Consider the following 19,921-nt stretch of genomic DNA (forward strand, 5'->3'; position numbering starts at 1 on the left):
GATAATAATTCCCCCTGCGTGCCCTTCGGGGACACCTCCCCCGCGAGCGGGGTGAGGACGCGTGTGGGTGAAATATCATGAGTGCCCGCCGTTTAGCTATTCGCCAACCTGCTGAGTTCTCGCTTTCTTCCAAGGCGAAGAAGGAAATCGGCACATGGGTCAAAAAATACCCGTCTGACCGTAAGCGGTCCGCGCTTATCCCAGCGATGTGGATTGCGCAAAAGGATGCGGGTGGATGGCTCCCTGAACTGGCCCTGCGCGAGCTCGGCGATATGCTCGATATGGCCTATATCCGCGTTTACGAAGTCGCGACTTTCTATACCATGTTCAATCTGGAACCTGTCGGGAAGCATTATGTGCAAATGTGCGGCACGACGCCGTGCTGGCTGCGTGGTTCTGATGAGCTCAAAGAGATGCTGACCCGTAAAATAGGGCCGCAGCGGTCAATTTCTGCGGATGGGAAGCTGTCTTGGCTCGAAGTTGAATGTCTCGGCTCCTGTTCTAATGCGCCGATGGTGCAGATTTCAAATGGCGATGGCGATCACTATTACGAAGATTTGACAGCCGAAAGCCTTGAGGCTGTTCTGGATGAATTGGTGGCAGGCAAGAAGCCACCGCAAGGTCCGAAAAATGGCCGCTTTAGTTCTGAGCCGATTGGCGGCGCGATGGCCCTCACGACAAAGAATTTATCAAAAGCCCGCGGCACGCTGAAAAAGCTCCCAAATGCGGATCAGAAAACGACGGTCAATTATTACGAATGGGATCCTAAGGCTAAACGCGCCACGCGCAAAGGCTGGGTTGATCCAAACCGTAAGGCGAGCGCTGATCCTAAGAAGCGTAGTGGAAATTTGGGGCGTGATCTTACGGCTGGCCTTGTGGACGATGATCCAAATAAGGGATTACCTAAGAAAGCGTCTAAACCTGCTGCAAAGAAAATAGCAAAGCCTAAGGTTCTCTATACCGAAGGTGCAACAGACGGCGCGCCCGATGATCTAAAGCTTATCAAAGGCATTGGCCCGAAATTTGAAAAAGAACTCAATTCAAATGGCGTCTATTACTTCCGTCAAATTGGCGCTTGGAAAGTTGCCGACGTTAAGGTTGTTGAAGCGAAAATTAAGTCACTCGCGACGGGCCGTGTGAAGCGTGATGATTGGGTAAAACAGGGTAAGGCTTTGGCAAAAGCTACCGCAAAGAAGGGTAAGACATAATGGTTAAGCTCCTCGAAGATAAAGATCGTATCTTTCAAAACCTTTATGGCTTGAATGATTGGAGTCTGGATGCTGCGCGTGATCGCGGCGCATGGCTCGGCACAGCGGCGATGTTGGCGCAAGGCAAAGACTGGCTGATTGATCAAGTAAAATCCTCTGGCCTTCGCGGGCGCGGCGGCGCGGGTTTCCCGACGGGCCTAAAGTGGTCTTTCATGCCGAAAGAGGTGGGCAATCGCCCGCATTACCTCGTCGTTAATGCTGATGAATCTGAACCGGGCTCTTGTAAAGACCGCGATATTTTGCGCCATGACCCGCATTTACTGATCGAGGGCTGCTTGGTCGCGTCCTTCGCGATGCAAGCCCATGCGTGTTACATCTATGTACGCGGCGAATATATCCAAGAACGTAACCGTTTGGACGCGGCGATTAAAGAAGCCTATGCGGCAGGTCTTGTCGGTAAGAATGCTTGCGGGACGGGCTGGGATTTTGACATATATATGCATCATGGGGCTGGCGCCTACATTTGCGGTGAAGAGACAGCTTTGCTCGAATCGCTCGAAGGTAAAAAGGGGCAGCCACGCCTCAAACCACCATTCCCCGCTGGGGCAGGGCTTTATGGCTGTCCGACCACTGTGAATAATGTTGAATCTATTGCTGTTGTGCCAACAATTTTGCGCCGCGGCGTTGATTGGTGGACGCAATTTGGCCGTGACAACAATAAAGGCACCAAGGTCTTTTCCATATCTGGCCACGTCAACAAGCCATGTAATATCGAAGAAGCGCTCTCCATTCCGATGAAGACACTTCTTGAGGAATATGCAGGCGGCGTTCGCGGCGGTTGGGATAATCTGAAATGCGTTATTCCGGGCGGCTCTTCAGTTCCGCTCTTGCCGAAAGAAATTTGCGATACGGTCTTGATGGATTTTGACGCTTTGCGTGAGCATCAATCGGGCCTCGGCACGGCGGCAGTTATTGTTATGGATAAATCCACCGACGTTATCAAAGCTATCGCGCGGCTGAGCTATTTCTATAAGCATGAAAGTTGCGGGCAATGTACGCCTTGCCGCGAAGGTACTGGCTGGATGTGGCGCGTTATGGAACGCATGGTCAAAGGCGAGGCGGAGACGTCAGAAATTGACATGCTCCTCGAAGTGTCAAAACAGGTCGAAGGCCATACCATTTGTGCCCTCGGCGACGCGGCGGCATGGCCCATTCAAGGTCTTATCCGCCATTTCCGCCACGAAATCGAAGAGCGCATAGATAATTACCGGGCCAATAAACCGGTCTTCGTTCAGGCGGCGGAGTAAATCGTGGCGGCTGAATTCGAAGATTTAACCTTACGCATGCTTCGCGAAATCCGTGAAGACATGAGAGGTGTTAAAGATGAGGTTGGCAGTCTCAATCGACGAATGACGGCTGTTGAACGCGGTATCGGCGAGTTGAAAGTAGATATGGCTGAGACACATCACCGATTAGATAAATTCGGCGGGCGTATTGAACGAATTGAACGTCGACTGGACTTAACGGATAGCGCGTTTATGGAAGCCGCAGAAAAGTTTGAGGACTCATAGAGATGAGCGACCTACGCAAATTAAATATTGATGGCACTGAATATGAAGTGCCAGCGGATTACACGCTGATGCAAGCCTGTGAAGAGGCAGCAGGGGCAGAGATTCCGCGTTTCTGTTACCATGAGCGCCTCTCTGTGGCGGGTAACTGCCGCATGTGCCTCGTCGAGTGGGTTGGCGCGCCGAAGCCGCAAGCCTCTTGTGCGCTTCAGGTCAAAGATTTGCGCCCGAACCGTGACGGCACGCCTGCTAATATCCGCACAAATTCCGAGACCGTGAAAAAAGCACGCGAAGGCGTGATGGAGTTCCTCCTTATCAATCACCCACTCGATTGCCCGATTTGCGACCAAGGCGGTGAGTGTGACCTTCAAGACCAAGCTATGGCCTATGGCCGTGATGCGTCTCGTTTTGAAGAGAATAAGCGCGCCGTTGATGACAAACATATGGGCCCTCTGGTCAATACGATCATGACGCGCTGTATTCAGTGTACGCGCTGTGTGCGTTTCGTCACCGAAGTGGCTGGCGTCGAAGAAATTGGCTTGGCCTCTCGCGGAGAAGATGCTGAAATCACAACATATTTAGAGCAATCTCTGACATCTGAGCTTTCAGGCAATGTCATTGATCTTTGTCCTGTTGGCGCGCTGACCTCCAAGCCTTATGCCTTTAACGCACGGCCTTGGGAATTGGATCACGTTGAGTCTATTGACGTTATGGATGCCGTTGGATCAAACATTCGCGTCGATAGCCGCCGCGGCGCTGTATTGCGTATCATGCCAACGATAAATGACGCTGTGAACGAAGAATGGATTACGGATAAGGCCCGCTTTAACTGGGATGGTCTTGCGCGTCAGCGTTTGGATAAGCCTTACATTCGAGAGAATGGAAAGCTCCGCGCCGCAGGGTGGGACGAAGCTCTCGCTGTTGTGGCTGAAAAGCTCTCAGGTGAGCCAGAGTCTATCGCTGCCATTGCAGGTGATTTATGTGATGCGGAATCCATGAAGGCGCTTAAAGACTTGATGGAAAGCCTTGGCGTGAAGAATATTGATTGCCGCCAAGACGGGATGACCATCGGGCAAGGCGCGCGCCAATCTTACATCTTTAATTCGACTATCGATGGTATCGAAGATGCTGATGCTGTTCTAATTATCGGAGCAAACCCTCGCTTAGAAGCTTCGCTAGTCAACACGCGTTTGCGGAAAGCATGGATTGCAGGCGGCATGGAAATCGGTCTTATAGGTGACCCCGAAGATCTAACTTATGAGTATGAGCATTTAGGCACGAAGCCGTCTGACATAGCGTCTATTGCCAAATCGACGAAGGGATTCGCGAAGGCGTTTAAGGCCGCGAAAAATCCCGCCATTATTTTAGGCGCGGGCGCTCTTAACCGTGCAGATACAGATCAGATACTTAAAGCTGTCAGTGGATTAGCGAAAAAAGTAAATCTCGTTCGGGAAGGGTGGAACGGGCTTAATATACTGCATACGGCGGCCTCTCGTGTAGCTGGCCTAGATATGGGCTTCCTCCCTGGCGAAGGCGGGCTAGGCACAATCGAAATTCTTGATGCAGCTCAGCAAGGCGCTATGAAGACAGTTTTCCTTATGGGGGCAGACGAATTGGATACCTCCAAGCTTCAAAATGCATTTGTGATTTATCAGGGTAGCCACGGGGATGCTGGCGCGCATGTCGCTGATGTGATCTTGCCGGGGGCCGCTTACTCAGAAAAAGACGGACTTTATGTGAACCTGGAAGGCCGCGTTCAAATGGGAACGCGGGCGGTTGCGCCGAAAGGTGAGGCCAAAGAGGATTGGGCGATTATTCGCGCGCTTTCCGGCCATGTGAACCGCGTTCTGCCTTATGATAACCTTGGTGAGTTACGCGAAAAGCTCTTTGCAGATCATCCCACATTTGCGGGACTAGGTTATGCCCCGGGCGCAAGCGGCGCTGAGGATTTTGATATCTCTGCCATGGGTGAGAGCGGCAAAGTCTCTGCTGCACCTTTCGAAAATGCCGTGATAGATTTTTACATGACAAACCCAATTTTGCGCGCCTCTGATGTAATGGCGGAGTGCTCTGCGCTTAAAGATGGCGACCAAGTGCAAGAGGCGGCGGAATAATGACGATGTCTCTTATGCAATTCTGGTCGGATTTATCACCGCTTGCGTGGTTCGGATTAAAGTTCGCACAGGTGGGCGCTTTCGTGCTTCTTTTATCCGTTATACTTGCCTTCCTTATTTTGATGGATCGGAAAGTCTGGGCGGCAGTTCAAATGCGCCGAGGTCCTAACGTGGTTGGCCCGTTTGGTTTGTTGCAGTCTTTTGCGGACCTCCTGAAGTTTGTATTTAAGGAAATCATTATCCCGTCAGGCTCTGATAAGGGTCTCTTTATTCTCGCGCCCATCATCACACTTGTCATGGCGTTTCTGGCCTGGGCCGTGGTCCCAATCGCCCCTGGTTGGGTTATGTCTGATATTAACATCGGCGTTCTTTACGTGCTCGCGATCAGCTCGCTAGGCGTTTACGGCATCATCATTGGGGGTTGGGCTTCTAACTCTAAATATCCCTTTATGGGAGCGTTGCGCTCGGCCGCGCAGATGATCTCTTACGAAGTCTCTATTGGCTTTATCATTCTGACTGTTATCTTTCTCTCAGGATCGATGAACCTCTCTGCAATTGTTGATACACAAGCCGGAGGTTTGTTTAATTGGAACATGTTCCGCCTTAATCCGATGGGCGAATATGGTATCTGGAACATTCTATTATTCCCCATCATGTTTTATATGGGTATTATGTTTTTTATCTCAGCGTTAGCTGAGACGAACCGTCCGCCATTTGATCTGCCAGAGGCAGAATCCGAATTGGTGGCAGGATTTATGGTCGAATATTCCTCCACACCATACTTGCTCTTTATGTTTGGTGAGTATCTCAACATGACGCTGATGTGCGCGATGTTTACAATCCTATTCCTTGGTGGATGGCACGCTCCGATTGATATTGGCGTGCAATTTGTCCCGCCTGTTTTCTGGTTCACACTGAAATGTCTTTTGATGTTCTTTATGTTCGCAATGGTGAAAGCAATTGTTCCCCGCTATCGTTATGACCAACTCATGCGCTTGGGCTGGAAAGTTTTTCTGCCAACGTCACTCGCGGCCGTCGTTATCGTTTCGACATTCGTTGTCTTCCTGGGGGGAGGTGCTTAGATGTTTACCCGTATTAAACAGATCTTGCGCGGCGCGCTTCTTTTAGAATTTGCTTCGGCCTTTTGGCTCGCCATGAAGTATTTCTTCCGTCCAAAAGTTACAATTAACTATCCGTTTGAGAAGGGGCCTTTATCGCCTCGTTTCCGCGGGGAACATGCCCTGCGCCGTTATCCTTCCGGTGAAGAGCGCTGCATCGCTTGTAAACTTTGCGAAGCTATTTGCCCCGCCCAAGCGATTACAATCGAAGCTGAACCTCGCGAAGATGGGTCTCGCCGCACGACTCGCTACGACATCGATATGGTCAAATGTATTTATTGCGGGTTGTGCCAAGAGGCCTGTCCCGTTGACGCAATTGTGGAAGGGCCAAATTATGAATTCGCGACAGAGACCCGCGAAGAGCTTTATTATGACAAAGAAAAACTGCTAGAAAATGGCGATCGCTGGGAACGCGAGATTGCCAAAAACTTAGCATTGGATGCACCTTACCGTTAAAGCGGTAAGTAATGAAGGGACTATAAATCGTGTTGACGGTTATATCATTTTACTTATTGGCGTTTGTCGCTGTTGCTGCGGCCTTCATGGTGATTGCGGCAAGAAACCCGGTGCACTCAGTCATGTATCTTATCTTGACTTTCTTTAGCGCCGCTGGGCTTTTTATCCTGATGGGCGCAGAGTTTTTGGCGCTTTTACTTGTCATGGTGTATGTCGGCGCGGTTGCGGTGCTTTTCCTTTTCGTTGTGATGATGCTCGACGTGGATTTCGTGGAAATGAAGCAAGGCTTTCTCAACAATATTGGATTTGGGCTTTTGGTTGCCGGCATTTTACTGCTTGAAATGTTGATGGTCGGAGCAACCTATGTTTGGAAAGACGGGTCAACGGTCGTGGCGCGGGGCGATGAAGTCTCCAATATCGAAGCCTTTGGACGCGTTCTTTATACTGATTATGCAGGCGTTTTTGAAGCGGCAGGTTTCGTGCTGTTAGTCGCCATGATTGGCGCAATTGTGCTGACCTTGCGAGACCGCGATGGCGTTCGCAAGCAAGATGCTATGAGCCAGATGTCACGCACGAAAGAAACGGGTATGGAAATGGTTGATATCGAACCGGGACATGGGGTCGGATAATGGCAATCGGTCTTTCACATTATCTTGCCGTAGCGGCTATTCTTTTTACGGTTGGCGTCTTTGGTATTTTCGTAAATAGGAAAAACGTCATCATTATTCTTATGTGTGTTGAGCTTATCCTGCTGGCTGTGAATATCAACTTTGTCGCATTTTCTACGCATATGGCTGACCTTCCGGGCAATAACCCGATGGCTGGGCAAATATTTGCTTTGTTTATTTTGACCGTTGCGGCTGCTGAGGCTGCTGTTGGTCTTGCTATTCTCGTCGTCTATTTCCGTAATCGCGGAAACATCGCCGTTGAAAATATTGATCTGATGAAGGGTTAAGACGTTGCTTTATCATGTCATAGTCTTCGCGCCGCTTTTAGGCGCTATCATAGCAGGGTTGCTCGGAACGCGCTTTGGGCGTCAGTTCCTGCCTGAGAAGCCTTCAATGGTTGTTACAACCGGTTTATTATTTCTCTCAGCTATCTTGTCATGGGTCGCTTTATACAAGGTTGGTATAGGCCATGAGGAAGCTGATATAAAAGTCCTGCGATGGATGGATGTCGGCGACATGAAAGCGGATTGGGCGTTCAAAATTGATACGCTGACAGCCGTAATGCTTGTTGTGGTCAATTCTGTTTCTGCACTCGTGCACCTCTATAGTTGGGGATACATGAGCGATGATGAGTTTAAACCGCGCTTCTTCTCATATCTGTCTCTTTTCACATTTGCCATGTTAATGTTGGTAACATCCAATAACTTCATTCAACTTTTCTTTGGGTGGGAAGGCGTAGGGCTCGCCTCATATCTATTGATTGGGTATTACTTTAAAAAAGATACAGCTAATGCGGCGTCTATCAAAGCTTTCGTAACAAACCGCGTCGGGGACGTTGGTTTAGCGCTAGGCGTTATGACGGTATTCCTTGTTTTTGGATCGGTAAATTTCGACGTCGTGTTTAACGCAATAGCTGAAAATAGTGACCGCCGCCTCCCGTTCCTGGGGATGGAGTTTAATGCGATTGAGCTGATTGCGGCGCTTCTCTTTATTGGCGCGATGGGTAAGTCCGCACAATTCGTACTTCATGTGTGGTTACCGGATGCGATGGAAGGCCCGACACCTGTATCGGCGCTTATTCACGCGGCGACTATGGTGACGGCAGGTGTCTTTCTTGTATGCCGCGCCTCATCAATTTACGAAGCTGCGCCGATCACATCAGGATTCATTACCGCGATGGGCGCGTTTACGGCTTTGTTCGCGGCAACCGTGGCACTGGTTCAAAATGATATTAAGCGTGTCATTGCTTATTCTACCTGTTCACAGCTGGGCTATATGTTCTTTGCGGCGGGTGTCGGGGCCTATAGCGCGGCGATGTTCCACTTGTTTACACATGCCTTTTTCAAAGCCCTTTTGTTCCTTTGCGCGGGATCCGTTATTCATGCCTTACACCACGAACAAGATATGCGCAAAATGGGTGGCATTCGTAAAAAAGTACCCATTACCTATGCGGCAATGATCGTTGGCACATTGGCCATTACGGGTATCGGCATTCCTGCTATTGAAGCGAAAATTGGCTTTGCGGGATTCTTTTCCAAGGACGCGATTATCGAAGCTGCATATTCGGCAGGTATCGCAGGGTCCGGGTCAGGCTCATTCGCTTTCTGGGTCGGGATTACGGCTGCTCTCATGACGTCATTCTACAGTTGGCGACTTATCTTTATGACATTCCACGGCGATTATCGCGGCGACAAGCATACATTTGACCATGCGCATGAAAGCCCGAAAGTGATGCTCGTGCCTTTGGCCTTGCTCTCTCTGGGGGCTATTCTTGCAGGGGCCGTCTTCTATAAATATTTTATGGGTAATGCGGGTGACTTCTGGCACGGCGCACTTCCCTCAAAATATGGCGCAGGCCACGCAGCTATTGCCCCAGATTATCTGATGGCAGCCGCTGAAGGTTCTGCTGACGGTTATGATACTGTAAAACATACCGGGCCATTTGCTTTCTTATTTAATACATTCCACGGCTATCCGCGTTGGGTGCTTTTCTTGCCTCTAATAGTGTCTCTCAGCGGGCTTTTCATTGCTTTCATGATGTATATGCGCGGTGAGGGTGCTGCGAAACATATCCGGACTGTTGAAGAAACGGGCGGCGGACCACTCTATAACTTCTTGCTCAATAAGTGGTACATTGACGAGCTTTATGACGTCACAATTGTTAAGGGTGCGCGTAAGCTTGGCGATATTTTCTGGAAAATCGGGGATGTCAAAATCATTGATGGCTTGGGACCCAATGGCGTTGCTGCTTTTGCGGCAGGGTCAGCTAAGCGGCTCTCTAAGATACAATCGGGTTTTCTTTATCATTATGCCTTTGTCATGCTCATAGGCGTTGCGGCCATTATCGCCTTAGTGTTCCGTACGGTAGGAGGGTAGATCATGTTTGAAGGTCTTCCCATTCTCTCGCTGCTCACATTTATCCCGCTTGCAGGTGCCTTTTTGCTGATGTTTATGGCGCGTATCTCCAAAGAGGACGCGCAGGAGCAGCTCGCCAAAAACGCCCCGCGTGTGGCGCTCGTGATTTCAGGTGTTGTCTTTCTCTTATCCCTCTTGCTTACACTTGACTTTGACAGTTCTAAAGCCGGTTTCCAATTCGTTGAGGATACGTCATGGCTAGGCGGCGGCATTGATTACCGTTTAGGCGTAGACGGAATATCAATCCTCTTTGTGCTGTTGACAGCGTTTCTGACACCGCTCTGTATTTTTGCGAGTGAGACCTCGATTAAATCACGCATGCTCGAATATATGGTTGCGTTTCTGATTTTGGAAACGCTGATGATCGGAACATTTGTCGCGCTTGATTTGGTGCTTTTCTATCTCTTCTTTGAAGCTGTCCTTATTCCGATGTTTATTATTATTGGTGTTTGGGGCGGTAAGAACCGTGTTTATGCAAGCTATAAATTCTTCCTTTATACACTGCTTGGTTCTGTTCTTATGTTGGCCGCTATCCTCTGGATTTATAATTTCAGTGGACAGCAATTAGGCGCGCCGACGACAAATATGGAAACGCTCATCAATGAGTTGAAAATTCCTGGCGGTGTTCAGACATGGCTCTGGCTAGCTTTCTTTGCCTCATTCGCCGTAAAGATGCCGATGTGGCCCGTTCACACATGGCTACCTGATGCTCACGTTGAAGCCCCGACGGCAGGCTCTGTTATCCTAGCGGGTATTTTGCTTAAGCTTGGCGGTTATGGTTTTTTACGTTTCTCATTGACGCTCTTCCCTAATGCATCTCTCGAACTTGCGCCGCTAATATTCTGGATGTCTGTAATTGCGATTATCTACACCTCGCTCGTGGCTTATCGTCAGAACGACATTAAAAAACTGATTGCCTATTCATCCGTGGCCCATATGGGTTTTGTGACCATGGGCATCTTCGCCTTTAACCTGCAAGGCATTCAGGGCGGCATTTATCAAATGCTCAGCCATGGGATTATCTCAGGCGCGCTCTTCTTTTGTGTCGGCGTGATATACGATCGTATGCACACCAGAGAGATCGCTTTTTATGGAGGGCTTGTGAAGCGGATGCCCGTTTACGCGGCTTTCCTCATGCTCTTTACAATGGCCAATGTGGGCTTGCCGGGAACATCAGGCTTTGTCGGCGAAATTCTTACGATGGTCGGCGCTTATCAGGTTAGCCCTTGGATTGCGGCAGGGGCTGCTCTCGGTATGATTTTGTCGGCTATGTATGCGCTTCACCTTTACCGCGAAGTTATCTTTGGCGAGCAAACCAACGAAAAGCTAAATGATATTTTAGATATGAATCGCCGCGAAGTGCTTATCCTCGCACCCCTGGCAATAATGACCATTGTTCTTGGTGTTTATCCGTCACTTATAACCGATATTACATCGGCATCTGTTGAAAACCTGATTGCGAATTTTAACACCGCAACAGCTACGACAGGGAATTAAGGCTATGTTGCAGACTATCTCACTTTTTGCCCCGCAGCTTGTTCTGGCGTTCTTCGCCTCACAGCTTCTCTCAACTGGTGCTTTTGCCAAAAAAGATATTTCAGTTGGTGTCCGCTACTTTGCGGTTGGCGTATTGGTGCTTTATGCGCTTATCGGGTTTGTTTTGGGGCAGCCAACAGGGACGGCTTTTAAAGGCGCTCTGATTGTTGATAGCTACAGCCACTATATGAATTTCTTCTTGGGCATGTCCGCTGCAGCAGCCTTGATGTTTTCCAAGAGTTTTTTCCAAACTGAAAAGCTGGACCGTTTTGAGTTTTCCGTCTTGGTTCTTTATTGCACGCTCGGTATGTCGATCATGGTCTCGTCCAATACGTTGCTTTCGCTTTACATCGGTATTGAGATGCAGTCTCTGGCGCTTTACGTTATGGCCGCATTTAACCGCGATAGCCTTCGTGCTTCAGAAGCGGGTCTGAAATATTTTGTCCTCGGTGCTATTTCTTCTGGTCTTCTGCTCTATGGCGCTTCGCTCATATACGGATTTACAGGTTCTCTTGAGTTTACACATATTGCCCAAGTTGTTTCAGAGGGCGCAACACCGGGGATTATTGCTGGTATGGTGTTCCTGCTTTGTGGTTTGGCCTTTAAAATCTCCGCCGCCCCGTTCCATATGTGGACACCAGATGTGTATGAAGGTTCGCCCACGCCAGTGACAGGTTTCTTTGCCGGCGCTCCTAAATTTGCCGCTATGGCGCTTATCGCCCGTCTGCTGGTTGGCCCGTTTGGCGATATTACAACACAGTGGCAGCAGGTGATTATCGTCCTCGCTGTTCTATCAATGTTTGTGGGCGCGATTGGCGCTTTGACACAAACCAACATCAAACGCCTTATGGCTTATTCCTCCATCGCGAATATGGGCTATGCGCTTGTGGCTCTATCCGCAGGAACGCAGGCTGGTGTAAAAGGTATGCTTATCTTTATGAGCATCTACACCATTACCGTTATAGGTATCTTTGCTTGTATTCTTCAAATGCGCATTCGTAACGGAATGGTGGAGCAGATTTCAGACTTGGCAGGATTGTCCAAGACTAATCGCGGTCTCGCCATAGTGCTCACGATGTTTATGTTCTCGGTGATGGGCATTCCGCCATTGCTTGGCTTTTTCGGTAAGTTTTTTGCCTTTATCCCGGCCATGGAAGCGGGCTTGACGTGGCTTGTAGTGCTAGCGCTCGTCGCGTCTGTAATCGGCGCATTCTACTATCTGCGCCTTGTGAAAATCATGTGGGGAGATGAGAATGAGAACGAATTTGTTCAAGCGCCAAAGACATTGCGAGGTCTCGCCGTAATTACAGCTTTGCTTGTATTCCCACTTTTGCTCCTTCCAATGATCTCTATCCCGGCTCAGAGTTGGATTTCCCAAGCTGCCGCGAGCTTGTTTTAATTGAGATTTATTGAACTCGACAGCGTTGACTCAACCAATGCTCAAGCGAAGCGTTTAGCCGAGCAGGGTGATTTTGGCCCAGTTTGGATTCGCGCAGATAAGCAAAGCGCAGGTCGGGGCCGAAGAGGGCGAACATGGACGTCCGAAACAGGAAATCTTTTCTGCTCAGGTCTCTATCCGCATGATGGCAATGCGCATCAATTAGCGCAACTCAGCTTTGCGGCTTCTCTAGCGCTTGCTGATACGCTTGAACACTACGTGCCAAGAAATCTCATCAGCCTAAAATGGCCTAATGATGTCTTATTGGCGCGCGCGAAGACAGCGGGGATTTTGCTTGAAAGTGGTCACACCCAACTTAACATCGCCCATCATCAAAAGTGGATTGTTGTGGGTATCGGTGTAAATCTGACACATCACCCCGATATGACGGAATATCCTGCTACTCATGTCATGGCGCATATACCGCAAGAAAAATTGACCGGCCCCGAACCTGTGATGACAGGCGCGCAAACCGTACTTGCAATTTTGGCTGCGCGCTTCACTCATTGGCGGCATATGCTCCTGACCCAGGGGTTTGCGCCCATAGGACAAGCTTGGATGGAGCGGTCTTATAACATACCCGGCGCTGTCAACGTGCGTCTTCCCTCTGAAACATTCACAGGCGAAGCGTTAGGACTCGATCAAAATGGAGCGTTGCGTGTCCGCCTAGAGAATGGCACCATAAGAGATGTACATGCTGGAGATGTCTTCTTCGGTGCGGAATAGGAAAGTAAATGCTTCTCGCTATTGATACAGGAAATACTAATACGCTTTTCGCCATTCATGATGGAAAAGATTGGGTGGTCGAATGGCGCATCGCTACAGATGCGGCTCGCACAGCCGATGAATATGCTGTTTGGTTTCACCAGCTTATGGAGATGCAGGGCTTTAAGTTTACGGATATCGAGGCCTGTGTGATCTCTACGGTTGTCCCGCAATCACTCTTTAATATGCGTAACCTCGCAAGGCGGCACCTGAAAGTCGAACCGATAATCATTGGTGATGAAGGCGTAAAAATTGGTGTTGGTGTGCGAACGGATAACCCCAAAGAAGTTGGCGCCGACCGTCTTGTGACAGCATTAGGAGCCGTGCAGAAATACAAAGGTAACCTTATCATCATCGACAGCGGAACGGCGACCACATTCGATGTTGTGTCCGAAGATAAGCATTTCGAAGGCGGCATTATCGCGCCAGGCATCAACTTGTCAGTGCGTGCTCTTCATGAAGCCGCCGCACAGCTACCAAGAATTGCAATTGTAAAGCCTAATAAAGTCATCGGGAAAAATACGGTAGAAGCCATGCAATCCGGCATTTTTTGGGGCTATATCGGTCTTATTGATGGTCTCGTACGTAAGATAATAGAAGAAGACGGACGAGACTTCACAGTCATTGGGACGGGCGGCGTTGCGTCACTTTTCCAAGGTGCATCTGAGACGATACAGCACTACGATTCGAACCTGACGATAGACGGCCTTTTAGAGATTTGGCGCCTCAATAAATAGAAAAGATGAGCGCTTAGATGGCACAAAAAAATAAAAATGAACTTTTATTTCTCCCCCTTGGAGGGTGCGGCGAGATTGGGATGAACCTCAACCTCTTTGGTTTTGGTCCGCCCAACAACCGCAAATGGGTGATTGTTGATATTGGTGTGACCTTTGGTGGTGCAGATACGCCGGGTGTAGAAATTATCATGCCGGATATCGAATTTATCCTCTCTATCAAGAAAGACTTGCTCGGTATTGTCCTTACACACGCCCATGAGGATCATATGGGCGCACTTAGCCGCTTATGGCCGCAACTGGAATGCCCAGTCTATGCCACGCCTTTTACAATGTATTTGGTCAAAGACCGTCTCTCTGAATTTGGCTTGCTTGATTTAGTTGAGCTGCATGAGGTGGAGCTAAAGAGCAAATTTAGCCTTGGTCCATTCGACTTTGAGCTTATCACCATGACCCATTCTATCGCAGAGCCGAACGCACTCGCGATACGCACAGAGCTTGGCACTATCCTCCATACAGGCGATTGGAAAATCGACGAAGCCCCGCAAATTGGCGAGCCCGTTGATGCAAGAGCTCTCAGAGCGCTTGGCGATGAAGGTGTCCTCGCCATGGTCTGTGACAGTACCAATGTTTTTTCGCCGGGCTATGCAGGCAGTGAAGATGGCGTGCGAGATGAATTGATAAAACTCGTAGGTGAGTATGCGGGGAAGGGCGTCGCGGTTGCGTCATTCGCCTCCAACGTTGCTCGTCTTGAATCCGTGATGATGGCGGCCAAAGCTAATGACCGCTCCGTCTGCCTCGTTGGGCGCTCGATGAAACGCATGACAGCGGCCGCCAAATCCATCGGACTCCTAAAGAATGTTGGTCATGTTATTGATGAAGATGATGCTCGCTCCATGCCGGCGGCTCATGTGCTCTATCTTTGCACAGGGTCTCAAGGCGAGCCCCGCGCCGCACTCTCGCGTATCGCGGCGGGTGAACACCGCAATGTGCGTTTTCATAAAGGCGACGTTGTTATCTTCTCCTCTAAGATCATCCCGGGTAATGAGAAGGGCATCTTTGCGCTGCAAAATGCACTTGCCGATGATGGCGTGGAAATCATCACAGAGAAAATGCGTCCTATTCACGTCTCGGGGCATCCTTGCCGAGGTGAATTGGAGCAAATGTATGAGTGGGCAAGGCCCCTAATTGCAATACCCGTTCACGGCGAAAGGCGGCATTTGCTAGAGCACGCTAAACTCGCACGCACTCTCGGCCCAAAATATGCCGTTGCCCCCCGAAATGGTGAGATGTTCAGCCTTTCAAAAGACGGTGTAGAGATCGTCGATATTGTGCCTTCAGGCAGATTGCATCAGGACGGGAATGCTATTGTTTCCGACCGCGATGAAGGTCTACGTCTGCGTAAAAAAATGGCCTATGCTGGCCATGTCAGTGTCAGTCTTGTCTTTAACGGCAAAGGTCACCTCGTGAGCGGCCCTGAACCCCGTATTTCTGGCTTTGCCGAAGGCATTGATGGGAGTTTTATTGAGGCGCTTATAGACGGCGTCGCAGATGAAGCTGAGGACGTATTTGAAGCGATGAGTCCCAGATCACGCCGCGATGAAGATCTGGTCGAAGAGCAGCTCATGCGAAAAATAAAACGCTATGTTAAAGAACAAACTGGCAAACGCAGCCATATTGAAATCATCGCGCATAAGGTGAAATAAGATGAGTTATGAAACTTTTTTAGGTCCCCTAAATCACGTCGGCATTGCAGTTCCCGATATTCACAAAGCGATCGAAATGTATCGTGATGTCTTTGGTGTTAAGAACATCTCAAAGCCGGCCGATTTGCCGCCCCAAGGTGTGACCTATGCTTTCGTGAACTTTCCAAGCGGTCAGGTGGAGCTTATTCAGCCCTATGGCGATAGTTCCCCCATCACAAAGTTTCTGGAAAAGAACCCCAAAGGCGGTCAGCATCATATCTGTTTTGAAGTCAAAGATATCCACGCCGCAAGCCTGGCTATGGCAGAGAAGGGGATGCGCGTATTAAATGAGCCGCGCATAGGGGCGCATGGAACGCCTGTTGTGTTCCTTCATCCTGGTGATTCCGGGGGTGTGCTGATTGAGCTCATGGAAACACCAAAAGAACCCCACTAACAGCAGCTTATGTCACCGTTCTCACTTTTCGTTGTTTATTTGCTTATCTGGTGGCTTACCCTTTTTGCTGTCCTGCCTTTGGGTGTGCGCGGACAAGCTGAGGATGGCGAAGTCGTCAGAGGCTCTGAGCCGGGGGCACCGGTCGAGAGTAATATGAAACGCAAGGTCAAGATTACCACAATTTTTGCTACAATAATCTGGGTAGTCGTGTGCTCTATTATCTGGAGTGGTATCCTGAGTTGGGACATGATAGCGGATTGGCTAAATATCGATAAGCTTGCTGAATAGCCTAAGCTTAAATAATCGTCCATCACCTCATACGCGAACTTGTGGCAGCGTCCACAACCCGCTAAGCCTACGTAAAATAACAAGGAATCTCTATATGCGTTTGTCACGCTACTTTCTGCCGCTTCTTAAAGAGACGCCGTCTGACGCAACGATTGCCTCTCACCGTTACATGCTTCGCGCAGGTATGGTTAAACAGGACAGTGCAGGGATTTATATCTGGCTCCCGCTCGGCTTTAAGGTGCTTAAGAAAATCGAGCAGATTGTCCGCGAAGAACAAAACAAAGCGGGTGCGGTTGAAATGCTCATGCCGACTATTCAATCGGCAAACCACTGGAAAGAAACAGGGCGTTATGATGCCTATGGGCCAGAGATGCTCCGCATTACGGATCGCGGCGACCGCGAGCTGCTTTACGGCCCGACTAATGAAGATATGATAACGGATATGTTTCGCACTTATGTGAGGTCTTACAAAGATTTACCGCAATGTCTTTATCATATTCAGTGGAAGTTTCGCGATGAACGCCGCCCGCGTTTTGGCGTGATGCGCGGCCGTGAGTTTCTTATGAAAGACGCTTACAGTTTTGATATTGATGCCGAGACAGCCCGCGAGTCCTATAACCGTCAATTCGTCGCTTACTTAAACACTTATGCACGTATGGGTCTGAAAGCGGTGCCGATGCGCGCGGATACAGGGCCAATTGGCGGAGACTTGTCCCACGAATTCCTTATATTGGCCGAAACGGGAGAAAGCGAAGTATTCTGTCACAAAGATCTTGTTGATATGGCGCCTCCAGGCGTCGTCGCGGATGACGATTTGCAGAGCATCGTAGATAGCCGCACATCGCTTTATGCCGCTACAGATGAAATGCACAATGCGGATGAGTTTGCCAAAGTGCCTTCTGATAAGCGGCTTTCGGCGCGGGGCATCGAGGTGGGTCATATCTTTTATTTCGGTGAGAAATACTCTGAACCTATGAAAGCCCAAGTGCAGGGGCCAGATGGAAAGAACACAAACATTCATATGGGGTCTTATGGAGTCGGCGTGTCTCGCTTGGTTGGCGGCATCATTGAAGCCAGCCATGATGACAATGGTATCATCTGGCCGAAATCTGTGACTCCATTTGGCGCAGGGATTATCAATCTAAAAGTCGGCGATGAAGCAGCTGATGCGGCTTGCGAGGACCTCTACTCGAAGCTTAGCGAAGCAGGTATTGATCCGCTTTATGATGATAGAAATGATCGCGGTGGTCAGAAATTCGCGCGTATGGACCTTATCGGCTTGCCCTATCAACTTGTTATTGGGCCACGCGGCCTGAAAGAAGGCGTTGTTGAAGTCAAAACAAGGGCCACAGGTGAAAAACAAAATATGACGCCCGAAGCGGCAGTGAACTTTATTATCAACGAATATGAGGGCATTGCGTAGGTGAATGCACCCGCTGACATAAAATCCTTCGCGGGCGGGCAGAATAAGCCCTTTGGCGCGGTCGAACGTATGATTGCTATGCGTTACCTCCGCGCTAAGAAAACCCAAGGCGGGGTAGGCCTCATTGCGGCAATTTCTTTCACCTGTATCATGCTCGCTATCGCCGCGATGATTATCATTATGTCGATTATGAATGGCTTTCGTGAGGACATGATACGCCTCACAATTGGCTCGGAAGGGCATATGTATGTTGCGTCTAGTAGCCCGCAACCTACGCCAGAGAGCGTTGATGCGCTTGAAAAACGCTTGGCGACGGTTGACGGCGTAGAAAAGTCATTTCAATTCACGCAGGATTTCACGGGGGTTCAAGCCAATGGTCAATTTGCGTTGGCGCAAGTGATCGGAATTTCGCCGCAAAATCTGCAAAGCTATGAGCTTATTTCTTACAGCGTCATTGCGGGTTCACTTCAAAACTTCGGATTAGGCCGGAGTAGTGAAAACCAGATCGCGATCGGTATTGGCCTCGCGAGTCAATTGGGCCTATCGGTAGGTGACAGATTATTGGTGTTTTCACCCCGAACCCGCCAAACCATAAGTGGTCCGGTACCTGTCAAAAAAGCCTACACCGTAGGGGCTATTTTCCAAGTGGGGCTTTATCAAACCGACCTATCCTATATTTATATGGAGTTTAATCAGGCGACCCAGCTCTTCGAAGGGGGCCGCGTGTCTGGCGAAATTCAGCTACGTCTTGAAAATCCGGATGACATTGATCGCTTGCAACGCCCTGTCACTGAGGCGGCGCAAGAGCCGATTTTCATCCAAACATGGAAAGACAGGAATGCCACGACAGCAACGGCGTTGCGCACGGAACAAATCGCCATGCGCTTCATCTTTATGATTGTGGTGATTATTGCCGCGTTTCCTGTGCTCGCCTCCATGATCATGCTTGTCAAAAACAAGTCCAAAGATATTGCGATATTGCGCACGATCGGTACGACCCAAGGCGGAATATTACGCATATTTTTTATGTCGGGCGCAATGATTGGGATATTGGGAACGCTTGTCGGATTGATTTTGGGCATTCTCTTTTGCCTAAATATCGGGGCCGTACAATGGGCGATAGAGACGGTGACTGGCACGGAGCTTTTCCCGGCTGATGTCTATCAACTCTCTGGCGGCATTCCGGCGAAAATCGTCTGGTCCGAAGTTTTTGGCGTGGCCTTTTGGGGCTTTGTGATTTCTGCGGCGGCGACGTTCTTCCCCGCTTGGACAGCGTCTAAAATCGACCCTGTGGATGCGCTGAGGTATGAGTAAGCGTTATGAATAGTTCTCGCCGCCCCATACTCTCCGTTCGCAATCTGCACCGCTCTTATCAATCGGGACCAAAGGCCCTGCATGTCATGATGGGGGCGGATATTGATATTTATCCCGGCGAGATGGTCGGGCTTATCGGGCCTTCGGGCTCGGGTAAATCGACCTTGCTTCATGCGGCCGGATTGCTGGAAAAGCCCAATGCGGGCGAAGTCTTTATCAATGGCCGGGAATGCCTGAAACTCCCCGATGATCAGCGCACAGCCATTCGCCGCGAGACCATCGGTGTCGTCTATCAATTTCATCATTTGCAAAAGGAATTTTCCGCGCTGGATAATGTCGCCATTCCGCAGATGATAGCGGGTAAGAGCCATAAGCTAGCCGAAGCCGAAGCCGCACGCCTCCTTGGCATTATGGGCTTGTCCGAACGCTCTCATCACAAGCCCAGCCAGATGTCAGGCGGGGAACAGCAACGCGTCGCCATCGCCCGCGCAATTGCCAATAAACCGCAAGTCCTGCTGGCGGATGAGCCGACAGGAAACCTGGATCCAACAACTTCAGGCAATGTCTTTCAAAGCTTGTTTGACCTCACCCGGCTAGAAAGCGTCTCAGCTCTCGTCGCCACCCATAATATGGAACTGACAAAATATATGGATAGGGTACTGACCGTGCGGGATGGGTTGGTGGTTCCGTTTAATCGGTAGCGGTTGGTAAGCTGCTTTCAACAACCAACCTTTCAT

Annotated in this window: 19 protein-coding genes; all 19 read left to right on the forward strand. The window is 49.7% G+C overall.

Translation table 11 applies throughout. The features are described 5' to 3' along the window. Positions 1-77 precede the first annotated feature (77 nt). On the forward strand, positions 78-1,208 hold the full coding sequence (gene nuoE / locus F569_RS0109870) for an NADH-quinone oxidoreductase subunit NuoE (RefSeq protein ID WP_026942072.1): 1,131 nt from the start codon (positions 78-80) through the stop codon (positions 1,206-1,208). Next, on the forward strand, positions 1,208-2,515 hold the full coding sequence (gene nuoF / locus F569_RS0109875; protein WP_026942073.1) for an NADH-quinone oxidoreductase subunit NuoF: 1,308 nt from the start codon (positions 1,208-1,210) through the stop codon (positions 2,513-2,515). The genes nuoE and nuoF overlap by 1 nt, the downstream gene beginning before the upstream one ends. Before the next feature lie 3 nt (positions 2,516-2,518). After that, positions 2,519-2,779 (forward strand): hypothetical protein, encoded by a 261-nt coding sequence (locus F569_RS17445; protein ID WP_051279699.1) that lies wholly within the window; start codon positions 2,519-2,521, stop codon positions 2,777-2,779. 2 nt (positions 2,780-2,781) lie between these two features. Continuing rightward, positions 2,782-4,890 (forward strand): NADH-quinone oxidoreductase subunit NuoG, encoded by a 2,109-nt coding sequence (gene nuoG, locus F569_RS0109885; RefSeq protein ID WP_026942074.1) that lies wholly within the window; start codon positions 2,782-2,784, stop codon positions 4,888-4,890. After that, positions 4,890-5,972, forward strand: coding sequence for an NADH-quinone oxidoreductase subunit NuoH (gene nuoH, locus F569_RS0109890; protein ID WP_026942075.1), 1,083 nt, complete (start codon positions 4,890-4,892; stop codon positions 5,970-5,972). Before nuoG ends, nuoH begins: the two co-directional genes overlap by 1 nt. Next, positions 5,973-6,464, forward strand: a complete 492-nt coding sequence (gene nuoI, locus F569_RS0109895) for an NADH-quinone oxidoreductase subunit NuoI (protein ID WP_026942076.1) — start codon at positions 5,973-5,975, stop codon at positions 6,462-6,464. A 26-nt stretch (positions 6,465-6,490) separates the two neighbouring features. Next, complete coding sequence (locus F569_RS0109900; protein ID WP_026942077.1) at positions 6,491-7,093, forward strand: NADH-quinone oxidoreductase subunit J; 603 nt, start codon at positions 6,491-6,493, stop codon at positions 7,091-7,093. Then, positions 7,093-7,419, forward strand: coding sequence for an NADH-quinone oxidoreductase subunit NuoK (gene nuoK, locus F569_RS0109905; RefSeq protein ID WP_026942078.1), 327 nt, complete (start codon positions 7,093-7,095; stop codon positions 7,417-7,419). Before F569_RS0109900 ends, nuoK begins: the two co-directional genes overlap by 1 nt. 4 nt (positions 7,420-7,423) lie before the next feature. Then, positions 7,424-9,508 carry an NADH-quinone oxidoreductase subunit L gene (nuoL, locus tag F569_RS0109910; protein ID WP_026942079.1) on the forward strand — a complete coding sequence of 695 codons (2,085 nt, stop codon included), beginning with the start codon at positions 7,424-7,426 and terminating at the stop codon, positions 9,506-9,508. Between the two features lie 3 nt (positions 9,509-9,511). Continuing rightward, positions 9,512-11,044, forward strand: coding sequence for an NADH-quinone oxidoreductase subunit M (locus tag F569_RS0109915; RefSeq protein ID WP_026942080.1), 1,533 nt, complete (start codon positions 9,512-9,514; stop codon positions 11,042-11,044). 4 nt (positions 11,045-11,048) lie between these two features. Next, entirely contained in the window at positions 11,049-12,482 is a 1,434-nt protein-coding gene (nuoN, locus tag F569_RS0109920; protein ID WP_026942081.1) for an NADH-quinone oxidoreductase subunit NuoN, read from the forward strand. Continuing rightward, positions 12,483-13,247: a biotin--[acetyl-CoA-carboxylase] ligase gene (locus F569_RS0109925; protein WP_026942082.1), complete on the forward strand. Its 765-nt coding sequence runs from the start codon at positions 12,483-12,485 to the stop codon at positions 13,245-13,247. 8 nt (positions 13,248-13,255) lie between these two features. Then, positions 13,256-14,023 carry a type III pantothenate kinase gene (locus tag F569_RS0109930; RefSeq protein WP_026942083.1) on the forward strand — a complete coding sequence of 256 codons (768 nt, stop codon included), beginning with the start codon at positions 13,256-13,258 and terminating at the stop codon, positions 14,021-14,023. 17 nt (positions 14,024-14,040) lie between these two features. Beyond that, entirely contained in the window at positions 14,041-15,726 is a 1,686-nt protein-coding gene (locus tag F569_RS0109935; protein ID WP_026942084.1) for a ribonuclease J, read from the forward strand. Position 15,727: 1 nt separating this feature from the next. Beyond that, positions 15,728-16,159 (forward strand): methylmalonyl-CoA epimerase, encoded by a 432-nt coding sequence (gene mce, locus F569_RS0109940; RefSeq protein WP_026942085.1) that lies wholly within the window; start codon positions 15,728-15,730, stop codon positions 16,157-16,159. Between the two features lie 9 nt (positions 16,160-16,168). After that, on the forward strand, positions 16,169-16,447 hold the full coding sequence (locus F569_RS0109945; RefSeq protein WP_026942086.1) for a DUF1467 family protein: 279 nt from the start codon (positions 16,169-16,171) through the stop codon (positions 16,445-16,447). Positions 16,448-16,541: 94 nt separating this feature from the next. Then, on the forward strand, positions 16,542-17,870 hold the full coding sequence (gene proS / locus F569_RS0109950) for a proline--tRNA ligase (RefSeq protein WP_026942087.1): 1,329 nt from the start codon (positions 16,542-16,544) through the stop codon (positions 17,868-17,870). Continuing rightward, complete coding sequence (locus F569_RS0109955) at positions 17,871-19,184, forward strand: lipoprotein-releasing ABC transporter permease subunit (RefSeq protein ID WP_034388146.1); 1,314 nt, start codon at positions 17,871-17,873, stop codon at positions 19,182-19,184. Between the two features lie 5 nt (positions 19,185-19,189). Then, entirely contained in the window at positions 19,190-19,885 is a 696-nt protein-coding gene (locus F569_RS0109960; RefSeq protein ID WP_026942089.1) for an ABC transporter ATP-binding protein, read from the forward strand. Positions 19,886-19,921 lie beyond the last annotated feature (36 nt).

This window comes from Hellea balneolensis DSM 19091, assembly GCF_000428525.1.
Classification (GTDB): Bacteria; Pseudomonadota; Alphaproteobacteria; order Caulobacterales; family Maricaulaceae; genus Hellea; species Hellea balneolensis.